Origin of the sequence: Pannonibacter anstelovis (assembly GCF_036881715.1) — a bacterium.
Taxonomy (GTDB): Bacteria; Pseudomonadota; Alphaproteobacteria; order Rhizobiales; family Stappiaceae; genus Pannonibacter; species Pannonibacter anstelovis.
This window is the reverse complement of record NZ_JBAKBF010000010.1, coordinates 103,816-129,934: the sequence shown is the minus strand read 5'-3', so window position 1 is coordinate 129,934 and position 26,119 is coordinate 103,816. Positions and strand designations below refer to the sequence as shown.

Sequence of the window (26,119 nt, the reverse complement as noted above, 5' to 3'; positions counted from 1 at the left end):
TTGCCGCAGGAGCACGTCCTCGGAAGCCGTGCGGCAGCACCAGGCTTTGTTTCGCAAGGTGCAATGGGTCAGCATTCCACAGCCTCGGTCTCAAGTATCGGTCTGGTCTATGCAACGCGATGTTTCCGAGAAAAGCGAAGGCATGCGGGGCGCAGGGTGCGGAGCGGGGGCTTTTCTCCGGCCAGCCAGCTTTCACCGGGAGTAAGGCTCCATATGCTACACGTGTTTGTGGGAAATACTTTTTCTTTGTGCGTTTAAGGCCGGGTTTGATAGGTTTTAATTTGTATTTTGTATGACTAAAGGAAATTATACTTGATGCATATTTACTAATTTGTGGATTTCTTTTGTGGGTAACTGAATTATCAATACTTGCGATGACGCATATCCGCTTTGTTTTAGCTTCAGGACGATCCGGATGTATTGACTCACAGGTTCCCTCTCTCTATGCAAAATCACGAATGGTTGTAACTTTCTGGACCGGTATCCGGCCTCCCTTTCCGTGAGGCTGCCGGTCTGTCGAATGATGTTGCTTGGGGTGCATGGATGGGCAAGCAGTGCAAGGCCAATGGACGCGGGCGTGATCTGGCAAGGTTGCCCCTTTCGCGCAATGCGGCCTTGCGGGGGCGTTGCCTTCTGACGGCGGCGCTGGCTATGGCCCTGACGCTCCAGTCGCCTCTTGCCTTTGCCGGCGGTGGGGCCGGTGGTGCTGGCGGAGATTTTTCGCCAAGTGTTGGCGGACAGGGTGGCGCAGGCGGTGCTGCGGGTGGCGCAGCAGGTCAAGCGGGAACCTCTGGTCAGGGAGCAGGCTCTGGTTCCGGTGGCAGGGGCGGCGATGGCGGTGCGGCCGGCGGATCCGTGTCTGATACAGGCGGTGGTTTTAACGTAACCACTGGCACCGCCGGTCAAGCTGGCCTTGGTGGTCTTGCAGGTAATTCTGCGACGTCTGCGGGCGGTGGCGGCGGCGGCGGCGGCGAAGGCGGCACAGGGCTGGTACTCGACACTTCAGGTTCCTACACCATTGGGGGTGAGAGCGTCACTACCGGTGGTGCGGGTGGCGCGGGCGGTGCCGGTGGCAATGCTGACTTCGGCGTCGCCGGCAGCGGTGGCACTGGCGGCGATGGCGGCACGGGTATCTTTGTCAACCAGCCCAACACCACGCTGACCATAGAAAACGAGTCGAGAGTTCTGGGCGGGAACGGCGGTGCAGGCGGTGCGGGCGGCACAAGTGACGATAACGGTGTCAACGGTGCCCAAGGTGCCGGCGGCGCCGGCGTCGTGGCCTCGATGGCGACGATCAACAATTCCGGCGAGATCATTGGCGGCAACGGCTTGACCGGTGGTTCCGGCATCAAGGGCTCCAACCTCACCGTCACCAGCGACTGGATCATCCGTGGAGGTTTGGCTGCCGATAACGTGACGAGGGGGCTGGCCCTTGAGTTCACCGGTGGCAGCAACACGCTCACCCTTGTCTCGGGCGCGGTGCTTGAGGGCGGTGTTTCCGTAACGGGTGACCTGACCATCGATCAGACGGACGATTTTGTTCTAAGCAACAGGATCTCCGGCACCGGCAATGTGGTGAAGGCCGGAACTGGCACGCTGACGTTCAGCGGCGAGAACTTTTATACGGGCACCACGACCGTCAGTGCCGGAACGCTGGTGATTTCCGGCGGTCTTGCCATTTATGACAATGGCCAGGTGATCGTGAATGGCGGGGCGACGCTTCGGGTCAACAGCGCCGAGAATATCGGGTCGCTCGCGGGAAGCGGCAGCGTTGTCCTCAATGGTTCCCTGGCGGCTAACAACGACGATTCCACGGCATTCTCCGGCAACCTGTCCGGAGCCGGGACGCTGCTCAAGCGTGGTACTGGTACGCTTACATTATCCGGTACCAACACCAACAATGGCGGCATCGTGGTTGACGGTGGCAGCGTCATCCTCTCGGGCGGCAGCGCGGTTGCAGACACGGCTGGGCTGACGCTGAATGGCGGCACGGTTGAATTGCAGAGCAGCGAAACGGTTGGTTCCCTTTCGGGGACGAGTGACATCAATCTCAATGCCAACATTCTGGAGGTCGCTGGATCTGACACTACCTCCTACTCCGGCATCATTTCGGGCAGCGGCGCGCTGGTCAAAAGCGGCACGGGCACTCTGACCCTGTCTGGCAACAATGCCTACACTGGAAGCACGCTGGTCTCCGGCGGCACCCTGTCCATCGCCTCGGACAGCAACCTTGGCGGCGGCGCGCTGACGCTGAACGGCGGCACACTGGCGGTGACCGGCACGACGACGATTGACAATGCCGTAACCCTCGGGGCCAGCTCCGGCACCATCAACATCGCCACCGGCAATGCGGTAACACTGAGCGGCGTGATCTCCGGCAGCGGGAATCTGACCAAGACCGGTGCAGGCACGCTTGTCCTGTCCGGCACCAACACCCACACCGGGCAGACGTATGTTGCGGCAGGCACCCTGTCGATCTCGTCGAACAGCAACCTGGGCTCCAGCACCCTGAGGTTCAGCGGAGGCACGCTGGCCGTGACCGCAGATGCGGCCATTGCCCGGAGCGCGAACTTCCAGGCCGGCTCCTCCAGCACGATTGATACGGGCACAAATGCGGTCACCTGGAACGGGAACTTCTCCAGCAGCGGTAATCTGACCAAGACAGGCCTGGGCACCCTGACCTTGTCCGGGATCAACATTACATATGCCGGCACCATCACGGTCTCTGCAGGCACCCTGTCGGTGTTATCGGACTACAATCTTGGTAGCGGCACGCTGGCGCTTGATGGCGGTACGCTGGCCGTCACTGGCGGCACGATGATCGAAAATGCGCTCACCCTCGGAAGCGGTGCCGGCACCATCGACATTGCCAATGGCCATGAGGTGATTCTGGACGGCGTCATCTCCGGCAGCGGTGGCCTGACCTCGACAGGCAGCGGTAAGCTGATCCTGTCCGGCACCAATACCTACAGTGGCACAACGACGGTTTCCGGCGGCATCCTCAGCATCTCCTCCGGCAGCAATCTTGGCACCGGCGCGCTCACCCTGAGTGGATCCGACCTGGCGGTGACGGGTACAACAACGCTGACCAACAGCGTCTCTGTTGCATCGGGAGCGGCAAGCTTCCTTGATACGGGAGGCAATTCGGTGACACTGAGCGGGGTGGTCTCCGGCAGCGGTGATCTGCGTAAGCGCGGCAGCGGCACGCTCGTTCTGTCCGGCGCCAACACCCTTACCGGCACTCTCACGGTTGCGACCGGCACCCTGTCCATCGCCTCGGACAGCAACCTTGGTTCCGGCACGCTGCGCCTTGACGGCGCACGGCTTGATGTCACCAGCGATACGGTCATCGATAATACTATCGAGATTGAAGATGACGGCCCCAATACAATCAACACGGGCACGGGCATCCTTGTCCAGATAAGCAGCCAGGTCTCGTCCGGTGGCGGCCTCGTCAAGACCGGTGCAGGCACGCTCATCATGTCCGGCACCAACACCTACACTGGCAGCACCACCGTCTCCGGCGGCACGCTTCAGGTTGAGGGCTCGCTCGGCTACACGGCCGTGAGCGTCGCATCCGGTGGCACGCTTGGCGGCAGCGGCAGCATCGCCGGTGCCGTGACCGTGCAGGATGGCGGCAGCCTCAACCCCGGCAGCAGCCCCGGCACGCTGACGGTTGATAGCCTTGTGCTGAACAACGCGAGCCTGCTGACCTATGAGCTGGACACGCCGGGAACCGTAGGGGGCGGCGTCAATGATCTGGTGTCCGTCACCAATGGCCTGACGCTCGACGGCATTCTCAGCATTGCCGCGGGCAGCAACTTCGGCACGGGCACCTACCGGCTGTTCGACTACGGCACGCTGACGGACAACGGCCTTGTGTTCGGTGATGTTCCGGCCGGTTACGAGCTGACGGTTTCCACCGGCACGGCGGGGCAGGTGAACCTTGCTGTGAGCTACACCGGCCTGCAGTTCTGGAACGGCGGCCAGACCACGGCCAACGGCAGCGTCAACGGCGGCAACGGCTTCTGGGACAGCAGCTCCACCAACTGGACCAGCCAGGCTGGCAATGTCGCCACCAGCTGGGCTGATCTGACGGCGGTCTTCGCAGGAAGCTCCGGCGGCCTTGTTGCAGTGGACGGCAACCAGACGGCTGCTGGCCTGCAATTCGCCACCGATGGCTACACGCTGAGCGGCACCGGTTCTCTCGTGGCCGGTTCCGGTGGCATGGAGCTGCGCATTGACAATGGCCTCACGGCCACCATTGCAACCAGCGTCACCGGCTCTGGCGCTGTCAGCAAGACCGGCGCAGGCACCATCGTCCTGTCCGGAAACAACACCTACACCGGCGGCACGTTCCTGAATGCAGGCACGCTGTCCGTTTCGCTGGATCTGAACCTCGGTGACGTGAGTGGCGGCGTGACCTTCAACGGCGGCACATTGGCCTCAACCGGCAGCTTCTCGACGGCCCGGTCCATGGTCTTCAACAGTGCGGGCCGGTTTGATGTGGCAACCGGAACAGAGCTGCGGCTCGCCGGTGCGCTTTCGGGTGCTGGCGGTCTGGTCAAGTCGGGAGACGGCACGCTGCGTCTTACCAGCACCGGCAGCTATTCCGGCGGCACCACGATTTCCGCAGGCACGCTGGTGGTGGGCAATGGCAGCACCTCCGGCACACTCGGCGCGGGCGATGTCGTCAACAATGGCGCGCTGGTCTTCAACCGCTCGGATGTGGTGACCTTCGCAGGCAACATGACCGGCACGGGCACGCTGGAACAGGCGGGCAGCGGCACGCTTGTCGTGACCGGCAAGGTGGATGTCACGGGCGCAACCACCATCTCTTCGGGCACGCTGCAGATCGGCGATGGCGGCACCAGCGGTGAAGTCACCGGCGCCATCATCAACAACGGCACGCTGGTCTTCAACCGGTCGGACAATTACACGGTGCCGGGCTCCGTCTCCGGTACGGGCCGCATCGACTTCACGGGCAGCGGCCGGGTGCAGTTTGCAGGCACCTACTCCGGCTCCACCACTGTGACTGATGCGAAGCTGGTGCTGTCCGGCACTGGCCTGACGGGAACGCAGGTGTCCGTCGGTGGTTCGGGCACCACGTCCGGCATTCTTGCGGGCAACGGCACCATCGGCGGGCTGACGGTTCTGTCCGGCGGCACCGTGGCACCGGGCAACTCGATCGGCACCATCACTGTCGCCGGGGCGGTTTCCTTCGGGGCCGGGTCTGTCTACGAGGTGGAAGTCAATGCCAATGGCACGTCCGACCGGGTGATTGCCACGGGCGCAGTGACCATCGACAGCGGTGCATCCGTGCGCGTCTTGGCCGAAAGCGGCACCTATTCGGCCTCGACCACCTATACCATCGTGAGCGGGGCCAGCGTGTCGGGCCAGTTCAATCCGGTTGTCACCACCAACTTTGCCTTCCTGGAGGCGGCGCTTGGCTACTCGGCCACCGATGTGCTGCTGACGCTGACGCGCAACGACACGAGCTTCGCGCAGGTCGGCGTTACGCCCAACGAGATTGCCGTGGCCTCGGGCACTGCCACCCTGCCTGGAACTAACGACCTGGCGGTGGCGGTGACTGCGCTGTCTGCAGATGGCGCCCGCAATGCCTTCAATCAGCTCTCTGGCGAGGCTCATGCCTCCACCGCCGGGCAGATTCTGCAGGACAGCGCCATTGTGCGCGGCACGGCCCTCAAGCGCCTGTCGCAGGAGGCCTTTGACCGCCGCTTCGAGGGCGGCGACCTCAGCTTTGAAGGCACACGGGTGTGGGGCGAAGCGCTCGGCAGCTTCGGCCGGGCACGGGCGGCGGACACAGCCTTCGGCTTCAGCCGCAACATGGGCGGCCTGATCGCAGGCATCGAGGCGCGGCCCACGGACAGCGCGATGGCCGGCATCATGGCCGGTTACACGGGCAGCTATCTGGACAACAAGCAGCTCGGCTCCACCGCAACCGTGACGGCCTATCACGCCGGCATCTACGGCAGCTATGACTTCGCCGCCACGGATATGGGCGCCGTGTCGCTGCGCGGCGGTGCGGCCTACAGCTGGCAGGACCTCTCGACCCGGCGCAACGTCAGCTTCGGCAGCATCTCCCAGCGGCTGGACGCTGACTATGACGCAGGACAGGTGCAGGGCTTCGGCGAGCTGGCCTATGGCCACATGTTCAGCGGCGTGATGGAAGGCGCCTTCGTGGAAGGCTTCACTGGTCTTGCGCTGGTGCATCAGGACGGGGCGAAGTTCACGGAGACCGGCGGCAGCGCCGCCTTGTCGGGCAACGGCAAGTCTCTGGAGACGGCCTTCTCCACCGTGGGTGTGCGCGGTGCGGTGCAGACCGGGCTTCAGGGCATCCCCGTCCGGCTGACGGGTGAACTCGCCTGGCGCCATGCCTTCGGCGATGTTGCGGCAACCCAGACCATGGTTCTGGCCGGCAGCAACCCCTTCGCCATCCGCGGGCGGGCGCTGGACCGCGACGCGTTCCTGATCGGCACCGGCGTTTCGATGACGATGACGGAAAAGCTGGACCTCACGCTCGCCTATCAGGGCGAGCTGGCGGCCAAGGCCACGGACCACAGCGTCAAGGGAAGCTTCCGCCTGAGGTTCTGACCTTCAGCAAAGCCAATATGGAGGACCGCCCGGATGCCAGCCATCCGGGCGGTTTTTCTTTGCCCGGACGGATGGCGGCCCTGTGCGCAGGCGCAGCCAGCCAGACCTTATACAAATTTACGCAACGGTCCTGGTTCCGCAGGCCTGCGCGCTTCAGCAAGTCCGCTGCTTGCCCGCTGCGCCTTCTGGCACAGGACAGCTTCCTGCTGGGGCCTTTTTCACGGAAGACGTACTTTTGCTTTCGTCTATGTTTATTTCTTGATGAGTTATTTGTTAATTTCGATATTTTTTGGAATTTATATTTTTTACTTTGGCAACTGTTAGGCGGAATACCAAGCGTTAATATTCCATTAAACTTGATAATCTGAACGCAGTTTCAAAGTATATTAATAAATTGCAGTTCATTCTTCACCCAAGTGAGTAGTTTTATTTTTTAGCCTTGCCCGCAAGTTCGATCAGCAATTGTGGCGGGGCAGATGACTGATCTTGATGGGGGCAAAATGCGCGAAATCCGCAAAGCGACCGAACGTGGGCCGGCTCTGTCAGGGGCGGCGCGCCCGCGCCATGCGGCCTTGCGCAACGGCCTTCTTCTGACGAGCGCGCTGGCTCTCAGTCTTGCCCCGGACGCAGCGCTGGCCGGTGGTGGCGCGGGTGGTTTGGGCCAGCAACTCAATCAGCTCATCTTTGGCGGACAGGGCGGCACGGGCGGCGCCTCGGGGGGCAATGCCGGTCAGCCGGGAGGTGAGGGGCGAACCGTTAGTATGGATTTCTTGCCGGGCCGTGGCGGGCACGGCGGTACTGGTGGCACACATGGCTTCACGGCCAATGCGTCTGGTGGCAGCGCCGATGTGCACAGCAGCACTGGTGGCGCGGGTGGCCAGGGACAGATTGGCGAGAGTCTACCGTTCCTGCCGGACTTCGGGCCGATGATTGCCGGCGGCGGCGGCGGCGGCGGCGAGGGTGGCGCTGGCGTCGCCACTGGCTCCCCGGGCACCTATACAATAGTGAGCGGGGCAACCATTGTGGGCGGCACAGGCGGCCCCGGCGGGGCCGGAGGTGCCATCGTGGTCCCTCAGGGCACTTCCCCCGCCACTGGCAACGGCGGCGATGGCGGCGCCGGCATTCTTACAGGCCAGACCCTCACCGTGCTGACGATCAGCTCCGGCGCGCAGGTTCAGGGCGGTGCCGGTGGGACTGGTGCTGCTCAAGGGTCGGGCGGTGCCGGTATTCAGGCCACCATGTCCACCATCACCAACGCAGGCACGATCACTGGCGGCCACGGGTTGACCGGTGGCTCCGGCATCAAGGGATCGGGCCTCACCGTCATCAACAACAATGTCATCCGGGGCGGATTGGCGGCCGACAATGTGACGAGAGCACTGGCCCTCGAATTCACCGGCGGCAGCAACACCCTCACCCTTGGCTCCGGCGCTGTGCTGGACGGCGGCATTTCCGTCACCGGCACCCTGACCATGGATCAGACAGCCAGTTATACCCTCTCCAATGTGGTCTCCGGCAGCGGCAGTCTCATCAAGTCCGGTAGCGGCACGCTGACCCTGACAGGCGCCAACACCTACAGCGGCGGCACGCAGATGAACGCAGGCACGCTGGCGGTTGCCTCGGACAGCAACCTGGGCGCCGCAAGCGGGAGCCTGACTTTCGGCGGCGGCACGCTGGCCACGACCGCCAGCTTCTCGACCGCCCGGTCCATGGTCTTCACCGGCGCAGGCCGGTTTGATGTCGCGGCCTCCTCGGGCTTGACACTAAGCGGTGCGATGAGCGGCTCCGGCGGGCTGGTGAAGTCGGGCGGCGGCGCGCTGGTTCTCACCGGCACCGGTGGCTATTCCGGCGGCACTACCATTTCTGCTGGCACGCTGCAGGTGGGCAACGGCGGCACCTCCGGCTCGCTCGGCACGGGAAATGTCACCAACAACGCCGCGCTTGTGTTCAACCGCGCGGACGCAATGGTCTTCGCCGGCAACATCAGCGGCACGGGCACGGTGCAGCAGACCGGCGCAGGCACGCTGTTTCTGACCGGCGATGTCTCCCATTCCGGCGGGACGGAAATTGCCACCGGCCGCAGCCTGAGCATTGGCATTGGCGGCACATCCGGCAGCCTCTCCGGCAGCGTCAACAACAAGGGAACGCTGCTCTTCAACCGCTCGGATGCCTATACGGTGGGCGCGAATATCACGGGCCCCGGCACCGTGAGCGTGACCGGCGGCGGCACGGCGTCCTTTGCCAGCGCATACGGGGGCCAGATCGGGGTTCTTGATGCAACGGTCCGGCTGAATGGCGCGAGCCTCAGCAATGCGTCCGTGACGCTCTACGCCCTGGGCACCCTTGCCGGCAATGGCACGGTTGGCCCGGTGACGGCCGGGTATGGCAGCACCGTCTCGCCCGGCAACTCCCTCGGCACGATCACGGTGAACGGCAATGTGACGTTTGAAACGGGCTCGGTCTTTGCGGTGGAGACGGCAGCCGCCGGAGGCTCGGACCTGCTGACCGCGACGGGGCAGGTGACCATCGCCAGCGGCACGCAGCTGCAGGTGAATGCCGAACAGGGCAGCTATGCCCCCTCGACCATCTACACCATCCTGAGCGCGCAGAACATTTCCGGCCGGTTCGACCACGTTCTCCTGACCAACTTCGCCTTCCTCGACGCAGCCTTCAGTTATTCGGCAACGGATCTGAAGCTGATGCTGCTGCGCAACAACGTCAGCTTTGCTGAGCTGGCAGCCACCGTCAACCACAAGGCGGCGGCGCACAGCACGTCGAACCTGCCCGACTCCTCGGATGTGAAGAAGGCCGTGACCGGCCTGTCGCCCCAGGGCGCGCGCGATGCCTTTGCCCAGCTCTCCGGCGAAGCACAGGGCGCCGTTCTGGGCCAGATCATGTCGGGCAGCACGCAGGTTGGCCAGACGGCGGTCAAGCGCCTGACGAACGAGTCCTTCAATCAGCGCTTCCAGGGCGGTGACTTCAGCTTCACCGGGGCCCGTGTCTGGGGTGAGGCGCTCGGCAGCTTCGGCAAGGAGCGCTCCTCCGGCTCGACACCCGGTTTCAGCCGCAACACCGGCGGGCTGATGGCGGGCATCGAGGCTAAGCCCACGGACAACGCGATGGCCGGTGTGTTTGCCGGCTATACCGGCAGCTATCTGGATGGCGAGGAGCTGGCCTCCACGGCCACCGTCTCGGGCTATCATGCAGGCGTGTACGGCAGCTATGACTTCGACGCCTCCGACTGGGGCGCGCTGGCCCTGCGCGGCGGTGCGGCCTACAGCTGGCAGGACATCTCGACCCGGCGCAACGTCAGCTTCGGCAGCATCTCCCAGCGGCTGGAGGCGGATTATGACACCGGTCAGGTGCAGGGCTTCGGCGAGCTGGCCTATGGCCACATGTTCAGCGGCGTGATGGAAGGCGCCTTCGTGGAAGGCTTCACCGGCCTTGCGCTGGTGCATCAGGATGGGGCGAGCTTCACGGAGACCGGCGGCAGCGCGGCGCTGTCCGGCCAGAGCAAGGCGATGGACACCGCCTTCTCCACCGTGGGTGTGCGCGGTGCGGTGCAGACCGGGTTTCAGGGCATCCCCGTCCGGCTGACGGGTGAACTCGCCTGGCGCCACGCTTTCGGCGATATCACGCCCCTCATGAGCATGGCTTTCGCAGGCGGCAGCCCCTTTGCCATTCAGGGCCGGGCGCTGGACCGCGATGCCTTCCTGATCGGCACCGGCGTTTCGATGACGATGACGGAGAAGGTGGACCTCACGCTCGCCTATCAGGGCGAGCTGGCGGCCAAGGCCACGGACCATAGCGTCAAGGGCAACCTGCGCATGAAGTTCTGATCTTCACGCAGAGCGAGAATCACGAGCCGCCCGGATGCCAGCCATCCGGGCGGTTCTTTTTTGTGAGGCGGGTGTCATCGTCGTGCCATATTTAATACTTGACTCTTAATATCATGTTTTATATCCCGGCATGTACATGACCGGCTGAACCTGTGCCGGTCATCCCAGCCAGCCCAAAGCAAGCAGTCAAACTGTAGACCGGCTCCATCCGCACAGCGGGGAGCTGCCGGGGAGCTATTTTCATGTCGAGATACGAAGGGCGCAAAGCCCTCTGGCTGGCGGGCTGCGCCGGCCTCGCCCTCCTGTGCGCGCAGCAAGGCCAGGCCCTTGCGCAATCCGAGACTCAGGCTGCCGCCCAACCGGGCGCTGCGGCGGCAGAAGCGCAGGCAAAGGCCGATGCGCAGGGGCTGATCACCCAGCTCAGCCGCGTCACCCTGTTCGCAGACCGGCAGGAAACAGCGGTTCTGGATGTGCCCGCGCATGTCTCCGTCGTCACGGGCGCCGATATCGAGCGGCTGGGCATTTCCGACATGCAGCAGCTGACGCGCTATCTGCCCGGCGTCACCGTGGCCCGGCAGACCAGCGCCACCGATCCGTTCAACACCTTCAGCGGCTTCACCGTGCGCGGCGTTGGCGGCAACCGGGTGCAGATGCTGGTGGATGGCTCACGCGTTGCCGAGCGCATCACCGACGGCACCCGCGATTATCTCGATCTCAACTTCGTGCGGCAGGTCGAGGTGGTGCGCGGCCCGGCCTCCGTGCTGTGGGGCGCGGATGCCCTTGGCGGCATTGTCGCGGTGGAAACGCTGGACCCGGAAGACGTGCTCAAGGGCCGCAAGATGGGCGGGCAGGGCAGGCTTGCCTATGACAGCCTGAACGGCTCGGGCACCGCATCCGGCGTGTTTGCGCAGCGCTGGTCGGACACATTCGCCGTTCTGGCGGCGGTGTCCCGCCAGTCGGCGCATGAGGCGGAGCTTTCCAAGGCCCGCGCCGATGGCGGCCTCTATGGCTGCCCGCGCAATCTGGCTGCCGGGCAGCTGCCCTGCAACAAGCTCGACAGGATGGGCACCGACAGCTACCGCGGCCTGCTGAAGTTCGTCTGGACGCCCAGCACCGAACACCGGCTGGAGCTTTCCGCCGACATGATGCGCCGGGACACGGATGTGGACTATACCCGCACCCTCGGCCGCCAGACCAATGGCAGCACGCTCACCTCCTATGACCGCAAGCTGGAGCTGACGCGCCACCGCTTCGGCGTGGAGCACCAGTGGACGCCGGAAAACGGCCTGCTGGATTCGCTGAAGACCTCCTTCGCCTATGCCCCGCACAAGTATGACCGCAGCGGCCTTCAGCGCGGTGTCACATCTGCCCGGCAGGCCTACACGACCGGGGATCTGCTCGGCTATTCGGAAGACTTCTACGAACTCGACCTGCAGGCCACCAAGGGCTTTGCCACTGGCGCGCTGTCGCATGAGCTGACCTTCGGCTTTGATGGCGACTATTCCACGCAGGACTATGTCCGCCGCGACCGCACCACCAACCTCGTTACCGGCGCGGTGACCGAGGCGCGGGCCGGGGGCTTCAACTTCGCCAATGCGGAAACCCGCCGGGCGGACGTCTATCTTCAGGACAAGATCGGCCTGTTTGATGGCAAGCTGGAGCTGACGCCGGGCCTGCGCTTTGCCACCTACCGCATCGAGCCCAAGCCCGATGCCGACTACAAGCTGGTGGCAGGCTCCCCACCGGCCGTGCGTGACGATAACGAGCTTCTGAAGAGCCTTGGCGCGCTCTACCGGGTGGATCAGACCTGGTCCGTCTGGGGCAAATATGGCGAGGGCTTCAAGATGCCGACCGCCCAGCAGCTCTACACCTCCGTGCCCGGCACCTTCTTCAATCTGACACCGGCGATGGACCTGAAGCCTGAATATGTGCGCTCGCTGGAGGCTGGGGCCCGTGCGGAACTGGACAACGGCTATGTCGCCGTCACCGCATTCCACGCCCGCTACACGGACTTCATCCAGAGCTTCTACAACCCGCCGGGCACGAACGATTACACCTACCGCAACCTTTCCAAGGTGCAGGTCTGGGGTATCGAGGTGGAGGGCGCCTACAGCCTGACGCAGGATCTGACGGCCACCGCCAGCCTGTCCTGGCAGAAGGGCATCCAGACTGTTTCGGCGGATGCGGACACCACGGCGCACACGCTGCCGCCGCTGACGGCGGTGCTGGGCCTCAGCTACGCGATTCCCGACTACAACCTGACGCTGGATGCGGTGACGACCCTGGCAAGCCCCGTCTACAAGGTGGGCGAGGTCAACGGCTTCAAGCCGGATGGCTATGCGCTGCTGGATCTCTTCGCCAGCTGGAAGGTCAGCGGGATGGCGTCCTTCGATGTGGGGGTGAAGAACGTGTTCGACACCCGCTATTTCGAGGCCTCCGCAGCGGGCATGACCTTGCGTCCCACCGCGTCCATTGCCAGCCAGAACCCGCTGGAACTGCAGACCGGCGCCGGGCGCACCTTCTCCGCCGCCTTCAACGTGAAGTTCTGAGCCCATGCGCACAGTTCTTGCCCGGACTTACCGCCTGACGCGGCTTGCCGCGTCGGGCCCCGGCGCGCCGGTGGCGCTTGTCCTTTATGCTGTCGTTCTCGGCCTGCAATTTGCCGCCGTCTGGGTGTCAGTGCAGCTCATCAACTGGTTCAAGGTCTTCTATGACGCGCTGGAACAGCGGGATGCAGCGGAGGCGCTGCTTCAGGTCGGCCATTTTGCCCTGCTGACAGCCGCCTCCGCCGCCTGCTTCATCACCGGCGACTGGCTGCGCAAGCGGCTGCAGATGCGCCTGCGCGAGCGGCTGACGGCTTGCGTGCTGGAGGCCTGGCTCGCCAACAAGGCCTACTGGCATCTGCGCCCCGGTTTTTCGGCGCAGCCGGTGGACAATCCGGACCAGCGCATTGCCGAAGACTGCCGCAAGTTCATCGAGCGGCTGCTCATCGAAACGCTGGACGTGATCTCCAATGTGGTGGCGCTCGTCTCCTATGTGGCGGTGCTCTGGTCGCTCTCGGCTGTTCCGCTCAGCTTCACCCTCTTCGGTGTTGATGTGGAGATCGCGCGTTACATGGTCTGGGCCGCCTTCCTCTATGTGGCGGTGTCGAGCCTGATGACCCACCTGCTGGGCCGTCCGGTGAAGGGGCTGGTGTTCCAGCAGGAGCGGCGCGAGGCGGATTTCCGCCATGCGCTGGTGCAGCTGCGCGAGGGGACCGACGAAATCGCCCAGTCTTCCGGCGAAGAAGCCGAACGCCGCCGCCTTGAGCGCAGGTTCGGTGAAATCCGCCGCAACTGGCACCGGCTCATCCGCGCCGAAGTCATCCTCGGCCTGTTCGTTCAGCCCTACAGGCAGACCGTCTTCCGTATTCCCACCTTTCTGGCTCTTCCAGCCTATTTTGCAGGAAACCTGACCCTCGGCGGGCTGATGCAGCTGGCGCAAAGCTTCGTCAACACCTCGACTTCCCTCAGCTGGTTCATCTTCTCCTACCGGGATCTGGCGGAATTTGTCGCTGTGTCGGAGCGTCTGGATGGCCTGCTGGCGCTGGCGCGCCATCCGCAGACGCCGGAGGGCGTGCCGCAGGCGGTCACACGGGGGGCCGCCCCCGGCGGCGGCCTGGCGCTGCGCGGCGTGGCGCTCTCCACCCCGCAGGGCATGCGGCTGGCGCCGGTTCCCGATGTGGCGCTGCGCCCCGGCCAGTGCCTCTGGGTGGCCGGGCCATCGGGGGCGGGCAAGAGCACGCTGCTGGCGGCGCTTTCCGGCCTCTGGCCCTTTGGCGAGGGCCGCATTTCCATGCCTGATGGGCCGCGCCTTGTGCTGCCGCAGGCCCCGCGTGTCTTCCCCGAGGGCCTTGCCCATGCCGCCAGCTATCCGCTGGAGCCGGAGGAGGTGGGCCGCGAGGCCATCGAGACGGCACTGAGAGACGTGGGTCTCGGCCACAAGCTTGCCGCGCTGGATCTGCCGGGGGCGGAAGGCTTTGCGGGCCTGTCCATGGGCGAGCGCCAGCGCCTTGCCCTGGCGCGGGTCTTCATCCACCGGCCTGCCGTGCTCATTCTGGACGAGGCGACCAGCGCGCTCGATGCGCGCAGCGAGGCGGATCTGCTGGCCCGGCTGCGGGCGGCGCTGCCCGGTGCCACGATCATCTGTGCTGCCCACCGTCCGCCCGAAGCGCTGGGGGACTACGTGACCCTGCATCTGACTGCCCCGGACGCTGACACCCGCCCGGAGCCTGAATTATCCGCCACAGGAGCCCTTGCATGAGTGAAGAGATCAAACGCCACCGCCTTGATGCGGCGCCCGCCGCCGTTCTGGCGCTGCTGCCGGAGATGGACCGGCTGATGGTGATCGTGCGGTCTGGCGGCAGCCTGCACGAGCGGATCGGGCCGGTGGAGCGGGTGGTGCGCGAGAAGGATCTGCTGCGCATCGAAGGCGCCTGCCATGACAGCGAGATCCGCCTTCCGCTGATCAAGGCGGTGGATTTCGACACGTCTTCCGTGATGAAGGACAAGGTCTATCCGCGCCTTGATTTTCTGGGCTCTGACGGGGAGGTGCTGTTCTCCGTAACCGGCATGGAAGGCGAAGCACCCTTTGCTGCCGCGCTTGCCGCCTTCCCGCGCCTGCCGTCCCTGCGCCCGGAACATCCCGGCACACCGGCGGGGCCGGAGACCACGGAAGAGGGCGATGCAGGCGGTGCCTTTCTGGAGGGTCTGACGGGCAAGGGCGACGCGGCGATCCGCTTCGAGACCCCGGCCATCAGCCAGAAATGGTCCGGCCCGGTGGAATCCATCCGCCCGATGAGCGGCTATTTCAACATCATCACCAGCCACTTCCACCTGCATCTGCAGGCCGGCAGCGTCAGCGGCTGGAGAGAGGCGGACGGCTGGCAGCATGCGCTTGGCGCGGGCGGTGAAGCGGGTGCCCTTGCCATCCGTCACCCGGCGGCGGCCGCATGAGCGGGCATTCCTCCCCCGTTCGTCCCGGCATCTGGCTGGCGCCAGCGAATGGGCCAGAAGGCGGGCCTGAAGGCGCGGCGCAAATCAGCCATCAGGAGGTGCTGCGCCGTGCGGCTTCCGCGCCCGCCGTCCTTTTGGGCGAGCAGCACGACAAGGCCGCCCAGCACCGCTGGCAATTGCACGTCGCCGCCGGGCTTCTGGCGCTGCGGCCCGGCATCGTCATGGGCTTCGAGATGTTTCCCGCAAGGCTCGATCCGGTTCTGGCCCGCTGGGTGGCCGGGGAGCTGAGCGAGGCGGAGTTTCTGGAACAGGCGGAATGGGGCACGGTCTGGGGCTTTCCGGCTGAGCTTTACCTGCCGCTGTTCCGCTTCTGCCGCCAGTTCGCCATCCCCATGCACGGGCTCAATTGCCGCCGCGCGCTGGTCAGCGAGGTGGGCAAGGAGGGCTGGGAGGCCATCGCGGAAGAGAACCGCGACGGGCTGACCCCCGCCGTGCCCGCCACGCCAGCCTACCGGCAGTATCTGTTTCAGATCACCGGCGGCGGCTCGCCCAACCGCAAGGTGATGAACCCTGAAGATCCGGCCTTTGACCGCTTCGTCCGTGCCCAGCAGGTGTGGGACAGATCCTTCGCCTGCCGCATCGCTGCATTACGCAACCAGCCGGAGCCGCCGCTGGTGATCGGCATCATCGGGCGCGGGCATCTGGAATTCGGCCACGGCACCCCCGCCCAGCTCGCGAGCCTTGGCATCACCGGCACGCAAGTTCTGCTGCCCCATCGTGATGCCGCCCCGCCCGCTGCGGGCATCGCCCATGCGCTCTTCTGCCTTGATCCTGAGGAGGTGTGAGGCTCACCCTACATGACCGGCGAGAAGATGCAGCGTGAGGAGAAAGCCGAGGAGAAGGGCGAAGCCGCCGCCCAGCCCCACCTGCCAGCCGCGCCCGGCGTGGCGCAGCTCTGCAAAGACCAGCAGCACGGTCATGACCTTGATGAAGGTGAGCGCAAAGAGCAGCGGCGCGAGGCTGGCGGGCAGGGCGCCGGCGGGAAGTGACAGGGCGGTCAGAACCAGAAGGGCGGCCGCGCTGATATGCAGGGCTCTCATCGCATCACCTCAGGATATAGACCGTGGGGAAGATCAGCAGCCACACGATGTCGGTGAAATGCCAGTAGCGGACAAAATCCGGCAGGTGCTGCGCCTGTGACCGGGCAAAGGACACCAGCAGCAGCACCAGCCCGAGGATGACATGCAGGGCGTGGAAGCCGGTCAGCAGGTAGTAGATCTGCGCGAAACTTTCCTCATAGCTGAAGGCCGCAAGGCTCTGCGCATATTCGCCCGCCTTGAACACCAGAAACAGGCTGCCGGACCCCACCGCCCCGGCGAGAAAGGGCCGGATGCTGCGGCCCAGGCGCTGGCGCTCCACCGCAATGGCCGCCAGCCAGCCGCTGAGGATGAGCGCAAAGGTCTCCATCAGCGCCGCTGTGCCGGAAAGCTGCGCCTGCCCGGTGAGGAAGGCTTCCCGGTTGAGCAGCTTTGCCACGCCAAAGCCGCCCAGCAGCAGGGCAAACACCGCAACATCGCCGAGAATGAAGATCCACATAAGGACATTGCCGGGCAGGCCTTCGAGGCCTTCCTGCTCCTGTGGGGCAGCGGTTGACGGGTGGGGCATCGGATGGGCTTTCATGTTCCCGCTCACGGCGGCAGTTGGTGTTGACCCGGCACGGCCTATCTGTCCCCCTCCCCCTTGAGGGGAGGGGTGAGGGGTGGGGGTAACAGGCTGAAAACACGGGTTTTTTATTGAAATCGCTCTGTGCAGAGACGAGTGCCTGTCAAGTTGCGCTCCTGCGTGAAGACCCCCACCCCTACCCCCTCCCCTCAAGGGGGAGGGGAAATGAGGGGCCTCAGCCAGACCGGCATGATGGCAGGGCCCCTCCGCCCCCCTCCCCACGAGGGGGAGGGGGGCTGAAACGCCGTACCGGAATGACCAGAACGCAGGCTTTCCTCAAACCATAACCGGGGAGCCTGACTGGCAGTCCGTTGTGAACACTGCCCCTCAAGGGGGCTGGAAGCGGAGAGGCCATGCCACAGTTCGAATGCCTCACTGCCTCCGCAGCAAACCCGGCTCACGGCAGGAAGAACCGGCTCTGCGTTGCCGCTTCCCCGCCGTTGGCCGGATTTTGCAGGGTGAAGCGGATGTCTCCGGCAAGCTCTGGCCCTGCGGTCAGCGTCACCCGCAGCTTGCGGCTGCCATCGGCGGCGAGGTCCACGGCGAGGCTGCCGTCTTCATCCGGCTCAAGTCCGGGAGAGGCGAGGGTGAGCGGGGCGTTGCCCGTGGCCGACAGGCGGATCAGCGACGCCTCGCCTGTGGTGCTGGTGATCCGCACCTCATAGGCATTGCGGATCTGCCCATCGCTGAGCTGCACGGCGGCGGGGGTGCGCTCGTGGATGACGGCAAGGGCCAAGGTGGCGCGGCCTGACAGGTGAATGGCCATGCCTGCGGCCAGCGCCAGCGCGGCGAGCGCAATGGCCAGCACCTTGGGCCGCAGCAGGCGCACGGGCAAACGCTCCTTGCCCTGCATCTCGCGCTCGATGTTGGTCCAGCTTTCGTAATCGATCAGACCGCGCAGCCGGTCGAGCCGGAACATGGTGCTGTCGCAGGCATCCACGCACAGGCCGCAGTTGATGCAGGCAATGCTCGGCCCCTGGCGGATGTCGATGCCCATGGGGCAGACGGCGACGCAGGCATTGCAGTCAACGCAATCGCCCGCCGGAAGGCCCATCTCGCGGGCGGCCACGGCTTTCTTGGCAGACATGCGCGGCTCGCCCCGCTGCGGGCGGTAGTTCACGGTCAGCGCCTGCGCATCCCAGATCGCCCCTTGCAGGCGGGGCCAGGGGCACATGAAGGTGCAGACCTTTTCCCGCGCAAGACCCGCGAGGCAATAGGTGGTGAAGGTGAGCGTCAGCACCATGCTGTAGGCCAGCAGCGGTGCTTCTCCCGAAGCAAGCCTGCGCAGCAGGGTCGGGGCATCGGCGAAATAGAGCACGAAGGCACCGCCCGTGGCTGCCGCAATGCCCAGCCAGACCACGTGCTTGGCCGTCTTGCGCAAAAGCCTCGAAAGGGTGAGCGGCTGCTTCAGCGCCTGCATCTGCTGGCGGCGGTCCCCCTCGAACTTGCGCTCCACCAGCAGGAACAGGTCCGTCCAGATGGTCTGCGGGCAGAAGAAGCCGCACCAGATGCGCCCGGCCAGCGCGTTCATCAGCACCAGAACGAGGGTTGCCAGCACCAGAAGGCCGGTGAGGTAATAAAGCTCCTGCGCCCGGATCTCGATGAAGAACACGTAGAAGCGCACATTGGCCAGATCAAACAGAACCGCCTGATCCGGCAGGCCGGGCCCGCGCCCCCAGCGCAGGAAGGGCAGCACGTAATAGACCGCAAGGCACAGCACCAGCAGCCGCCATTTCAGCGTGCGGAACTTGCCCTTCACCGCCTGCGGAATGACGCGGGTGCCATTTGCGGCGGGCAGGCTCTGCGGCCGGGCTGGCTTTGCAGGGATTGGCTTGCCGGTGATGGGCGGAATGATCTGATAGGTCATGGCCTGCCAACCCGCACCCGCCAGATCAGCGGGCCGCTTTCCAGAGTGTCCCAGGTGAAGCCCGCAACGGACCGCAGGGCAAACTGCGCCTTGAGGGGGGAGGGGTCGCGGTCGTTGACAAGCTCGAAAGAGCTTCCGGGCAAGAGGGCATCAAACGTCTCGCACACAAGCGCGCGGCGGATGGCGCAGGGCAGGCCGCAGACATCGATGGCGGGGATGGTCTCGAACTGCGGAACGGTCATGCGGGCCTCCGGGCATTGTTTTGCAGGATCAGGCAGATCCTGACAGGGCCGGGGCGCTGCTTCTTTGTGCGGGCACAAACTCGGGAGGCGCAGGCGCCGTTAAAGTCCGGCGCATGTCCCGTGACGTTGCGCCGCCTTCTCCCGAATTCACGCCCTCCATCACGCCCGATGCTGGCCGCCTGCTGCCGTGCCAGCCGCTGTTTCTGCTGGCCGGTCTCTGGGCAGCGCTCGTGCCGCTGGTCTGGCTTCTTCCGGCCGGATGGGTGCCGGAGCGCGGAATCTGGCACGCGCGCGAGCTTCTTCTGGGCCTGGCTGGGGCAGCGGCGGGCGGATATCTGCTGACATCCCTGCCCGCCTGGACAAAGGGGCTGCTTGTTCCGGTGCGCCTGACAGCGGGTGCCGTGCTCCTGTGGTGCCTGGCGCGGGGGGCCGCGTGCCTGGAGCTGATGGCCCTGCTGCCCGCAGGCGGCAGGATCACGGGCCTTGCCAATGCCCTGTATTTTCTGTTCGTGGCCATGGCTCTGGCGGTGCCGCTGGCCCGTGCCGGAGTGGCGGGCCGGGGCTGGATTGCAGCGGGACTGATGCTGGCGGCTGCGGCAGGTGCAGGCCTCTCCGGCTTCGGGTATGTGCCTGCCGCCGCCCTGATGCTCCCCTTCACCCTGTTGCTCACCTATGTGGGCGGCAGGGCGGTGCCTGCCTTCACGGGCGTCTGGCTGGCGCGGATATCCGCCGCTGCGGCGCCGCCCCGGCCACTCGCTCCGGTTCTCCTGCTGCCGGTCATCGCCGCCGCAAGCCTGCTCGAATGGTCAGGCTGGCAGATGGCGGCGGGTTGGCTTTGGCTCGCCGCTGCGGGGCTGGTGCTGGTGCGCCTGCCGTCCTGGAAGACCTTCAGAACCTTCCGCTATCCGGCGCTCTTTTGGCTGCACATTGCCTATGCTTGGCTCCCGGCGGCCTTCCTGCTTCAGGCTCTGGCACTCTGGCGGCCGGAGTTGATTGATCCGGCCTCCGCCCGCCACGCCCTGACGATGGGTGCCATGGGCGGCATGATGATGGCGGTGATGCTTCGCCCGGCGATGCGGCGCCATGACCGGCGCCTGCTCATGACACCGCTGATGACCGCCGCCCTGATGCTGGTGCAGATCTCGGCGCTGCTGCGGGTTCTGGCTGCGGGCATCGCGTTTGAGGGGGCGGTGCAAGGGGCCGCGCTCGCCTGGGTCCTCGGCTGGGCCTGCTTCACCTGCGCCTTCCGGCCCGCCGTCTCCGGCCCCATCCCCCGCCCGGCCTTCAGCGCGCGGCTGGCGTGAGGCGTTGAGCGCATCCTCGGAGCGGTCAAGCACCCGCCCCGGAAGCCCGCATTCTGCGCTTCAAGACGCGTGATGAGGCGATCATCGCCGTCACCACGGGCAAGGTGCCGGTGCTCTCGACCCCTTCGGTGGCTGATCTGGGCATCAGGCCACAACACCATGCAGCGCCCCGCCACAAGCGGGGCGCCTTGCGTTTGAGGGCGGCTTAGCCCTCTGCTTCCCCTTTGAACCGCTCAAGCAGCTGGCGGGCGCCATTGGCCAGCAGGCCCACGTCATGGCCGATGCCGATGAAGGTGGCGCCCAGCTGCTGGTAGTGGCGGGCAAGGGCAAGGTCGGTGCTCAGCACGCCTGCCGCCTTGCCGCTGGCGACGATGCGGGCGATGGCGCCGGACACCGCCGCCTGCACCTCCGGCGCGCCGGGGCGGCCCAGAAAGCCCATGTCTGCCGCCAGATCTGACGGGCCGATGAAGACGCCGTCCACCCCATCGACCGCGCAGATGGCCTCGAGATTGTTGAGGGCCATCACGCTTTCGGCCTGTACCAGGAGGCAGATTTCGTCATTGGCGGTTTCCAGATAGCGCTCGATCCGGTTGTAGTCCGAGGCCCGCGCCAGCGCCGCGCCCACCCCCCGGATGCCGACAGGTGGATAGCGCACGGCGCGCACGAGTGCGGCGGCCTGATCCGCATCCTGCACCATGGGGATCAGCAGGGTCTGCGCGCCGATGTCGAGCATCTGCTTGATCATCCAGGCCTCGCCCATAGGCGGGCGGATGACCGCATGGGAGGACGAACCGCGCATGGCGCGCAGTTGCGAGGCCAGCCTTGGCACATCGTTGGGCGCGTGCTCGGCATCCAGCAGCAGCCAGTCATAGCCGGTTCCGGCGCAGATCTCGACGGCGGCCTCGCTGCCGATCGCCTGCCACAGGCCGGTCTGCAATTGCCCTTCGCTGAGGGCCTTCTTGAACGGGTTGACGGGCGCGGGCATCAGGCATCTCCCTTGGCAAAATGCAGGCTGATGCTGCCATGCGGGCCGAAATCTGCGCTCACCGTGTCGCCGGGCCGGGCCTCCACCGGGCGGATGAAGGAGCCGGCCAGCACGGTCTGCCCGGCCTCGATGCCCTCGCCATACTGCGCCAGCCGGTTGGCAAGCCAGGCGACGCCGCGTGCAGGCTGGTTCAGCACGCCCGCGCCAAGGCCGGTTTCCTCCACCTCGCCGTTGCGGCTGACGATGGCGCCCATCCAGCGCATGTCGGTCTGGTCCGGCCGCAGCGCGCGCCCGCCGGTGACGATGCCCGCATTGGCCGCATTGTCGGCGATGGTGTCGCAGACATTGCGCGTCTGTTTCGTCTCAGGGTCCATCCTCAGGATGCGGGTGTCGAGGATCTCGATGGCCGGGGTGACGTAATCCGTGGCGTTGAGCACATCGAAGACGGTGACGCCCGGCCCCTTCAGCGGCGCCTTCATGATGAAGGCGATTTCCGCCTCGATGCGCGGCTGGATGAAGCGCTCCGGCGGGATCTGCGCGCCATCCTCGAACAGCATGTCATCCAGCAGCACGCCGGAATCGGGAATGTTGATGTTGAGCGCATATTGCATGGCCTTGGAGGTGAGGCCGATCTTCCAGCCAATGACGCGCCGCCCCGCCGCCAGCTTGCGCCGCACCCAGGCGCCCTGAATGGCATAGGCATCGTCCATGGTCATGCCCGGATGGGCCAGCGACAGCAAGCCGGTCTGGATGCGGCTGCGCTCAGCCTCGTCCAGCCTTGCGGCGGCCTCTTCAATCTGTGCTCCGCTCAGCATCTCACGCCTCCCTTGCTGCATCCGGCATTTCATCCGCGATGTTGTTGCGCAGCGTGCCAAGCCCGTCCGCGCTCACCTCCACCACATCGCCCGGCTTCAGCCACACGGGCGGCTCGGCCCGTGCGCCTGCACCCGTTGGTGTGCCGGTTACGATCACATCCCCCGGCGCCAGCGTGGTAAAGGTGGAAATGTAGCTGATGAGCCGGCGCACCGGGAACAGCATCCGCCCCGTCCTGTCCTCCTGCCGCAGCTCGCCGTTCACCCGTGTCTGCAGGCGGATATCTTCGATCTGGGCGGGGGAGGTGAGGGGCACCAGCCAGGGGCCCATGGAGCCGGAGGCATCGAAATTCTTGCCCTGGGTGACGTTGAAGCGCGCATGGCGCACCCAGTCGCGTAAAGTTCCCTCATTGCACAGGGTCAGCGCCGCCACGTGGGACAGGGCGTCTGCCTCCGCAATCCGCCGCCCCGCCTTGCCGATGACCACGGCAATCTCGCCCTCATAGTCGAGCTGATGGCTCTCCGGCGGGCGCACCAGCGGCTGATCGTGACCAGTGAAAGACCCGGCGAACCGCACGAAAAGCGAGGGATAGGCCGCGGCCTCCTTGCCGTCCTTGTATTCCTCGTTGCGGTCGGGAAAATTGACGCCGGTGCAGATGATCTTCTCCGGCCGGGTCACCGGAATGGTGAAGGTGATCTCTTCAAGGCTCATGTCCGGCGGGAGCCCGCCGTAGCCATCGGCAATCTCCGTCAGGCTGCCCCGTGCTATGATGTCCATCAGGCTGGAAAACCGGCTCTTCAGGCGTGCCGACAGATCAATCACCCCATCCCCCGATACAAGGCCGAAGCCCTGTTGGTTGCCTGCGGTGCGGAAACTCAGAAAACGCGGCTGGGTCATGGCTGGTTTGTCCTCGTGGTCTTGGTCATTGGCTTGGCTGGGCCTCTCCCGCTACTGAACCGAGGCCTCTCCGCCTGTCAGTCAGGCTCCAGTTCCTCTCCCCCCTTGAGGGGGAGATGCCCCGGCAGGGGGCAGAGGGGGGTAACGGACTGTCCGCTTGTGAGAGAGGTTCTGCCGTGCTGGGGCGCTGCCCCCCCCTCTGTCAGCTTGCGCTGACATCTCCCCCTCAAGGGGGGAGAGGGGCGCTGCGGCAAAAGCCGAGTGTATTGCCCCTCCCTGCCTCCTTCCTCACGGCGCGATGATCGGCTGGGCTTTCAGAAGCGGTTCCTGCGGGGTGGTGCCGGAGAAGAGGCTTCCGTGCTCGAACCAGGAGCGGGGGGCGGGGGCGCCCCAGAGGGTCTGGCGCTGCGGGTCCTTCAGGTCCCACCTGATCGGCTCCAGATCCGGATCAACCGTCTGATAGTCGGAACAATAGATCTCGATGCGGTGGCCGTCGGGGTCGAGGATGTAGAGGAAGAAGGCATTGGAAATGCCGTGGCGGCCGGGGCCGCGCTCGATGTTGGACACCCAGCCGGTGGTGGACATGAGGTCGAGAAGATCGATGATGTTGAGCGGCGTCGGCACCCAGAAGGCGGTGTGGTGCAGGCGCGGGCCGCGGCCATTGGTGAAGGCCATGTCATGCACGCCGCCCTTGCGGTGCGTCCAGGCGGCCCAGAGCCGGCCCGTCTCCTCGTCCTCCGTATATTCGGTCACCCGGAAACCCAGCTCGTTGTAGAAGGCGACGGAGGCGTCCACATCGGGCGAGAAGCAGTTGAAATGGTCGATGCGCAGCGGCTTCACGCCCCGGTAGAGCGCATATTTCTGGTGGATTGGCGGCAGCCGGTCCATGCGGGCGTAGAACTCCAGCGGCGTGCCGAAGGGGTCCCGGGTGCGGAAGGTGCGGGACTGGAAGGGCCGCTCCACCCACTCCACCGGCAGGCCGCGGCCCTTGAAGAACTGCGCCGCCCGGTCAAGATCCTCCTCCGAAAACACCTTGAAGCCGAGATCGCGGGCCGAGGCCTCGTCCGACTGGCGCAGCACGATGCAATGGTGGCCGCGCTCTTCCATGGCGCGCAGGTAGATGCAGTCCGCATCCTCATCGGTGACCTGAAGCCCCAGCGTGTCCACGTAGAAGGCGCGGGAGCGGGCAAGATCCGTGACGGCGAATTCCACGTGGCTGAGGCGCACGATGTTGAAGGGCGGATAAAGGTTGGGTGCGGGAACGGGCATGACGGGTCTCCTCCCGGTCTTGCGGATATCTGGCGTAAACGGCGGCTGCGGGCGGCTCAGCCGCCCAGCTTGGGGATGGCGTGGGCGCCGGTGGCAAAGGCGATGTTCTTGGTTTCCATGTAGAAATCAAAGGACCAGTCGCCGCCGTCGCGTCCGATGCCGGAGCTTTTCACCCCGCCGAAGGGGGTGGGCAGGTGGCGGATGTTCTCCGAGTTCACCCAGATCATCCCCGCTTCCAGCGCCTCTGTGAACCGGAAGGCGCGGGTCACGTCCGAGGTCCACAGATAGCCGGTGAGGCCATAGGCGACGTCATTGGCCAGCGCCAGCGCCTCTGCCTCGTCCTTGAAGGGAATGGCCGTCAGCACGGGGCCGAAGATCTCCTCCTGCGCGATGCGCATGGAATTGCTGGCATGGGTGAAAAGCGTGGGCGCCACATAGCAGCCGCCGCCGGGGCCCTCCGCCTTCTGCCCGCCTGCGGCCAGGGTTGCCCCTTCCGCCTTGCCAGTGGCGATGTAGTCCAGCACCTTCTTCTCGTGCACCGGATGGATCAGCGGGCCAATGACGGTGGCCGGGTCCAGCGGATGGCCGACCTTGATGCGCTTGGCCTTTTCCGCAACGCGGGCGGTGAATTCGTCGTGGATCGAAGCTTCCACCAGCAGGCGGGAGGACGAGGTGCAGCGCTCGCCGTTGAGCGAATAGATCATGAAGACCGCCGCATCGGCGGCCCGCTCCAGATCCGCATCGGCAAAGACGATCACCGGGTTCTTGCCGCCCAGCTCGAAATGCACGCGCTTCAGCGTCGCTGCCCCCTGCTGCATGATCATCGAGCCGGTGCGGCTTTCGCCGACGAACCCGATGGCCTTGATCAGCGGATGTTCGGTCAGCGCCCGCCCGGCATCCTCGCCAAAGCCGTTGACGAGGTTCCACACGCCCGGCGGAAGGCCTGCCTCCTCGGCGATCTCCACCAGCAGCCGGGCGGTCAGCGGCGACAGTTCGGCCGGCTTGTGCACCACGGTGCAGCCCGCCGCCAGCGCCGGGGCGATCTTCCAGGTGGAGAGCATGAAGGGCGTGTTCCAGGGCGTGATCACCCCAACCGGCCCAATCGGGACGCGGGTGGTGATGTTGACCTGACCGGGCGCCTGCAGGGCCTTGCCGTCGCGCGCTTCCGGTGCACGGGCGGCGAAGAAGCGGAAATTCTCCGCCCCGCGCAGCGCCGCCTTGGACATGAACTTCAGCGACTGGCCGGTGTCCATGCATTCCACCAGCGCGATTTCCTCCGCCCGTGCCTCGATGGCACCGGCAATGCGGTTGAGAATATCCCGCCGCGCCTCGCCGGAGAGTGCGGCCCAGGCCGGGAACGCCGCCTTGGCGGCCTTCGCCGCCCGGTCGATATCCGCCGCCTTGCCGTGGGCAACGCGGGCCAGCACCTTGAGATCCACCGGCGAGATGGTCTCGAACTGCGTGCCGTCCAAAGCATCCACATCCTCGCCGCCGATGCGGTTTTTCACGCCCGCCTCAAAGCGCGCCAGAAAGGCGCTGGCCCGGGCGATGTTGTCTTCCAGTGAGGGCATT

Annotated in this window: 17 protein-coding genes; 8 read left to right on the top strand and 9 right to left on the bottom strand. The window is 65.5% G+C overall.

Features of this window, described 5'->3' with window-relative positions; genetic code table 11:
- The first annotated feature begins 543 nt into the window (after positions 1-543).
- The 7 genes from V6L75_RS15840 (at position 544) to V6L75_RS15810 (ending at position 16,293) form a co-directional block, all read left to right on the top strand.
- Positions 544-6,615, top strand: a complete 6,072-nt coding sequence (locus V6L75_RS15840) for an autotransporter-associated beta strand repeat-containing protein (protein ID WP_334252458.1) — start codon at positions 544-546, stop codon at positions 6,613-6,615.
- Between the two features lie 17 nt (positions 6,616-6,632).
- On the top strand, positions 6,633-6,983 hold the full coding sequence (locus tag V6L75_RS15835) for a hypothetical protein (RefSeq protein ID WP_334252457.1): 351 nt from the start codon (positions 6,633-6,635) through the stop codon (positions 6,981-6,983).
- A 108-nt stretch (positions 6,984-7,091) separates the two neighbouring features.
- The gene (locus V6L75_RS15830) at positions 7,092-10,454 is read left to right on the top strand and encodes an autotransporter outer membrane beta-barrel domain-containing protein (protein ID WP_334252456.1); all 3,363 of its coding nucleotides are present in this window, start codon (positions 7,092-7,094) and stop codon (positions 10,452-10,454) included.
- A 242-nt stretch (positions 10,455-10,696) separates the two neighbouring features.
- Positions 10,697-13,003: a TonB-dependent hemoglobin/transferrin/lactoferrin family receptor gene (locus V6L75_RS15825; RefSeq protein WP_334252455.1), complete on the top strand. Its 2,307-nt coding sequence runs from the start codon at positions 10,697-10,699 to the stop codon at positions 13,001-13,003.
- Between the two features lie 4 nt (positions 13,004-13,007).
- On the top strand, positions 13,008-14,756 hold the full coding sequence (locus V6L75_RS15820) for an ABC transporter ATP-binding protein/permease (protein ID WP_334252454.1): 1,749 nt from the start codon (positions 13,008-13,010) through the stop codon (positions 14,754-14,756).
- Positions 14,753-15,448 carry a hypothetical protein gene (locus V6L75_RS15815; RefSeq protein WP_334252453.1) on the top strand — a complete coding sequence of 232 codons (696 nt, stop codon included), beginning with the start codon at positions 14,753-14,755 and terminating at the stop codon, positions 15,446-15,448. The genes V6L75_RS15820 and V6L75_RS15815 overlap by 4 nt, the downstream gene beginning before the upstream one ends.
- Entirely contained in the window at positions 15,445-16,293 is an 849-nt protein-coding gene (locus tag V6L75_RS15810) for a ChaN family lipoprotein (RefSeq protein WP_334252452.1), read from the top strand. Before V6L75_RS15815 ends, V6L75_RS15810 begins: the two co-directional genes overlap by 4 nt.
- 3 nt (positions 16,294-16,296) lie before the next feature.
- Here the strand turns inward: V6L75_RS15810 and V6L75_RS15805 are convergent, their stop codons facing one another.
- From V6L75_RS15805 to V6L75_RS15790, 4 genes are all read right to left on the bottom strand, one after another.
- Entirely contained in the window at positions 16,297-16,548 is a 252-nt protein-coding gene (locus tag V6L75_RS15805) for a cytochrome C oxidase subunit IV family protein (protein ID WP_334252451.1), read from the bottom strand.
- 4 nt (positions 16,549-16,552) lie between these two features.
- The gene (locus V6L75_RS15800; protein ID WP_334252450.1) at positions 16,553-17,128 is read right to left on the bottom strand and encodes a cytochrome c oxidase subunit 3; all 576 of its coding nucleotides are present in this window, start codon (positions 17,126-17,128) and stop codon (positions 16,553-16,555) included.
- A 439-nt stretch (positions 17,129-17,567) separates the two neighbouring features.
- Entirely contained in the window at positions 17,568-19,037 is a 1,470-nt protein-coding gene (gene ccoG, locus V6L75_RS15795) for a cytochrome c oxidase accessory protein CcoG (protein WP_334252449.1), read from the bottom strand.
- Positions 19,034-19,279 (bottom strand): DUF2249 domain-containing protein, encoded by a 246-nt coding sequence (locus tag V6L75_RS15790; protein WP_334252448.1) that lies wholly within the window; start codon positions 19,277-19,279, stop codon positions 19,034-19,036. Before V6L75_RS15790 ends, ccoG begins: the two co-directional genes overlap by 4 nt.
- 113 nt (positions 19,280-19,392) lie before the next feature.
- Here V6L75_RS15790 and V6L75_RS15785 point away from each other — a divergent pair, with 113 nt between their 5' ends.
- Positions 19,393-20,583 (top strand): NnrS family protein, encoded by a 1,191-nt coding sequence (locus V6L75_RS15785; RefSeq protein WP_334252447.1) that lies wholly within the window; start codon positions 19,393-19,395, stop codon positions 20,581-20,583.
- Positions 20,584-20,788: 205 nt separating this feature from the next.
- Here the strand turns inward: V6L75_RS15785 and hpaI are convergent, their stop codons facing one another.
- From hpaI to hpaE, 5 genes are all read right to left on the bottom strand, one after another.
- The gene (gene hpaI, locus V6L75_RS15780; RefSeq protein ID WP_334252446.1) at positions 20,789-21,568 is read right to left on the bottom strand and encodes a 4-hydroxy-2-oxoheptanedioate aldolase; all 780 of its coding nucleotides are present in this window, start codon (positions 21,566-21,568) and stop codon (positions 20,789-20,791) included.
- On the bottom strand, positions 21,568-22,383 hold the full coding sequence (hpaH, locus tag V6L75_RS15775) for a 2-oxo-hept-4-ene-1,7-dioate hydratase (RefSeq protein ID WP_334252445.1): 816 nt from the start codon (positions 22,381-22,383) through the stop codon (positions 21,568-21,570). The genes hpaI and hpaH overlap by 1 nt, the downstream gene beginning before the upstream one ends.
- Position 22,384: 1 nt before the next feature.
- Entirely contained in the window at positions 22,385-23,278 is an 894-nt protein-coding gene (locus V6L75_RS15770; protein WP_334252444.1) for a fumarylacetoacetate hydrolase family protein, read from the bottom strand.
- 288 nt (positions 23,279-23,566) lie between these two features.
- On the bottom strand, positions 23,567-24,547 hold the full coding sequence (gene hpaD / locus V6L75_RS15765) for a 3,4-dihydroxyphenylacetate 2,3-dioxygenase (protein WP_334252443.1): 981 nt from the start codon (positions 24,545-24,547) through the stop codon (positions 23,567-23,569).
- Positions 24,548-24,603: 56 nt separating this feature from the next.
- A complete protein-coding gene (gene hpaE / locus V6L75_RS15760; RefSeq protein WP_334252442.1) occupies positions 24,604-26,118 on the bottom strand; it encodes a 5-carboxymethyl-2-hydroxymuconate semialdehyde dehydrogenase in 1,515 nt (504 codons plus the stop codon).
- Position 26,119: the final 1 nt, after the last annotated feature.

Coding starts and splice junctions, on each gene's coding strand:
- V6L75_RS15840 (WP_334252458.1), top strand. CDS start 544: ATGGGCAAGCAGTGCAAGGCCAATGGACGCGGGCGTGATCTGGCAAGG.
- V6L75_RS15835 (WP_334252457.1), top strand. CDS start 6,633: ATGGAGGACCGCCCGGATGCCAGCCATCCGGGCGGTTTTTCTTTGCCC.
- V6L75_RS15830 (WP_334252456.1), top strand. CDS start 7,092: ATGACTGATCTTGATGGGGGCAAAATGCGCGAAATCCGCAAAGCGACC.
- V6L75_RS15825 (WP_334252455.1), top strand. CDS start 10,697: ATGTCGAGATACGAAGGGCGCAAAGCCCTCTGGCTGGCGGGCTGCGCC.
- V6L75_RS15820 (WP_334252454.1), top strand. CDS start 13,008: ATGCGCACAGTTCTTGCCCGGACTTACCGCCTGACGCGGCTTGCCGCG.
- V6L75_RS15815 (WP_334252453.1), top strand. CDS start 14,753: ATGAGTGAAGAGATCAAACGCCACCGCCTTGATGCGGCGCCCGCCGCC.
- V6L75_RS15810 (WP_334252452.1), top strand. CDS start 15,445: ATGAGCGGGCATTCCTCCCCCGTTCGTCCCGGCATCTGGCTGGCGCCA.
- V6L75_RS15805 (WP_334252451.1), bottom strand. CDS start 16,548: ATGAGAGCCCTGCATATCAGCGCGGCCGCCCTTCTGGTTCTGACCGCC.
- V6L75_RS15800 (WP_334252450.1), bottom strand. CDS start 17,128: ATGAAAGCCCATCCGATGCCCCACCCGTCAACCGCTGCCCCACAGGAG.
- ccoG (WP_334252449.1), bottom strand. CDS start 19,037: ATGACCTATCAGATCATTCCGCCCATCACCGGCAAGCCAATCCCTGCA.
- V6L75_RS15790 (WP_334252448.1), bottom strand. CDS start 19,279: ATGACCGTTCCGCAGTTCGAGACCATCCCCGCCATCGATGTCTGCGGC.
- V6L75_RS15785 (WP_334252447.1), top strand. CDS start 19,393: ATGTCCCGTGACGTTGCGCCGCCTTCTCCCGAATTCACGCCCTCCATC.
- hpaI (WP_334252446.1), bottom strand. CDS start 21,568: ATGCCCGCGCCCGTCAACCCGTTCAAGAAGGCCCTCAGCGAAGGGCAA.
- hpaH (WP_334252445.1), bottom strand. CDS start 22,383: ATGCTGAGCGGAGCACAGATTGAAGAGGCCGCCGCAAGGCTGGACGAG.
- V6L75_RS15770 (WP_334252444.1), bottom strand. CDS start 23,278: ATGACCCAGCCGCGTTTTCTGAGTTTCCGCACCGCAGGCAACCAACAG.
- hpaD (WP_334252443.1), bottom strand. CDS start 24,547: ATGCCCGTTCCCGCACCCAACCTTTATCCGCCCTTCAACATCGTGCGC.
- hpaE (WP_334252442.1), bottom strand. CDS start 26,118: ATGCCCTCACTGGAAGACAACATCGCCCGGGCCAGCGCCTTTCTGGCG.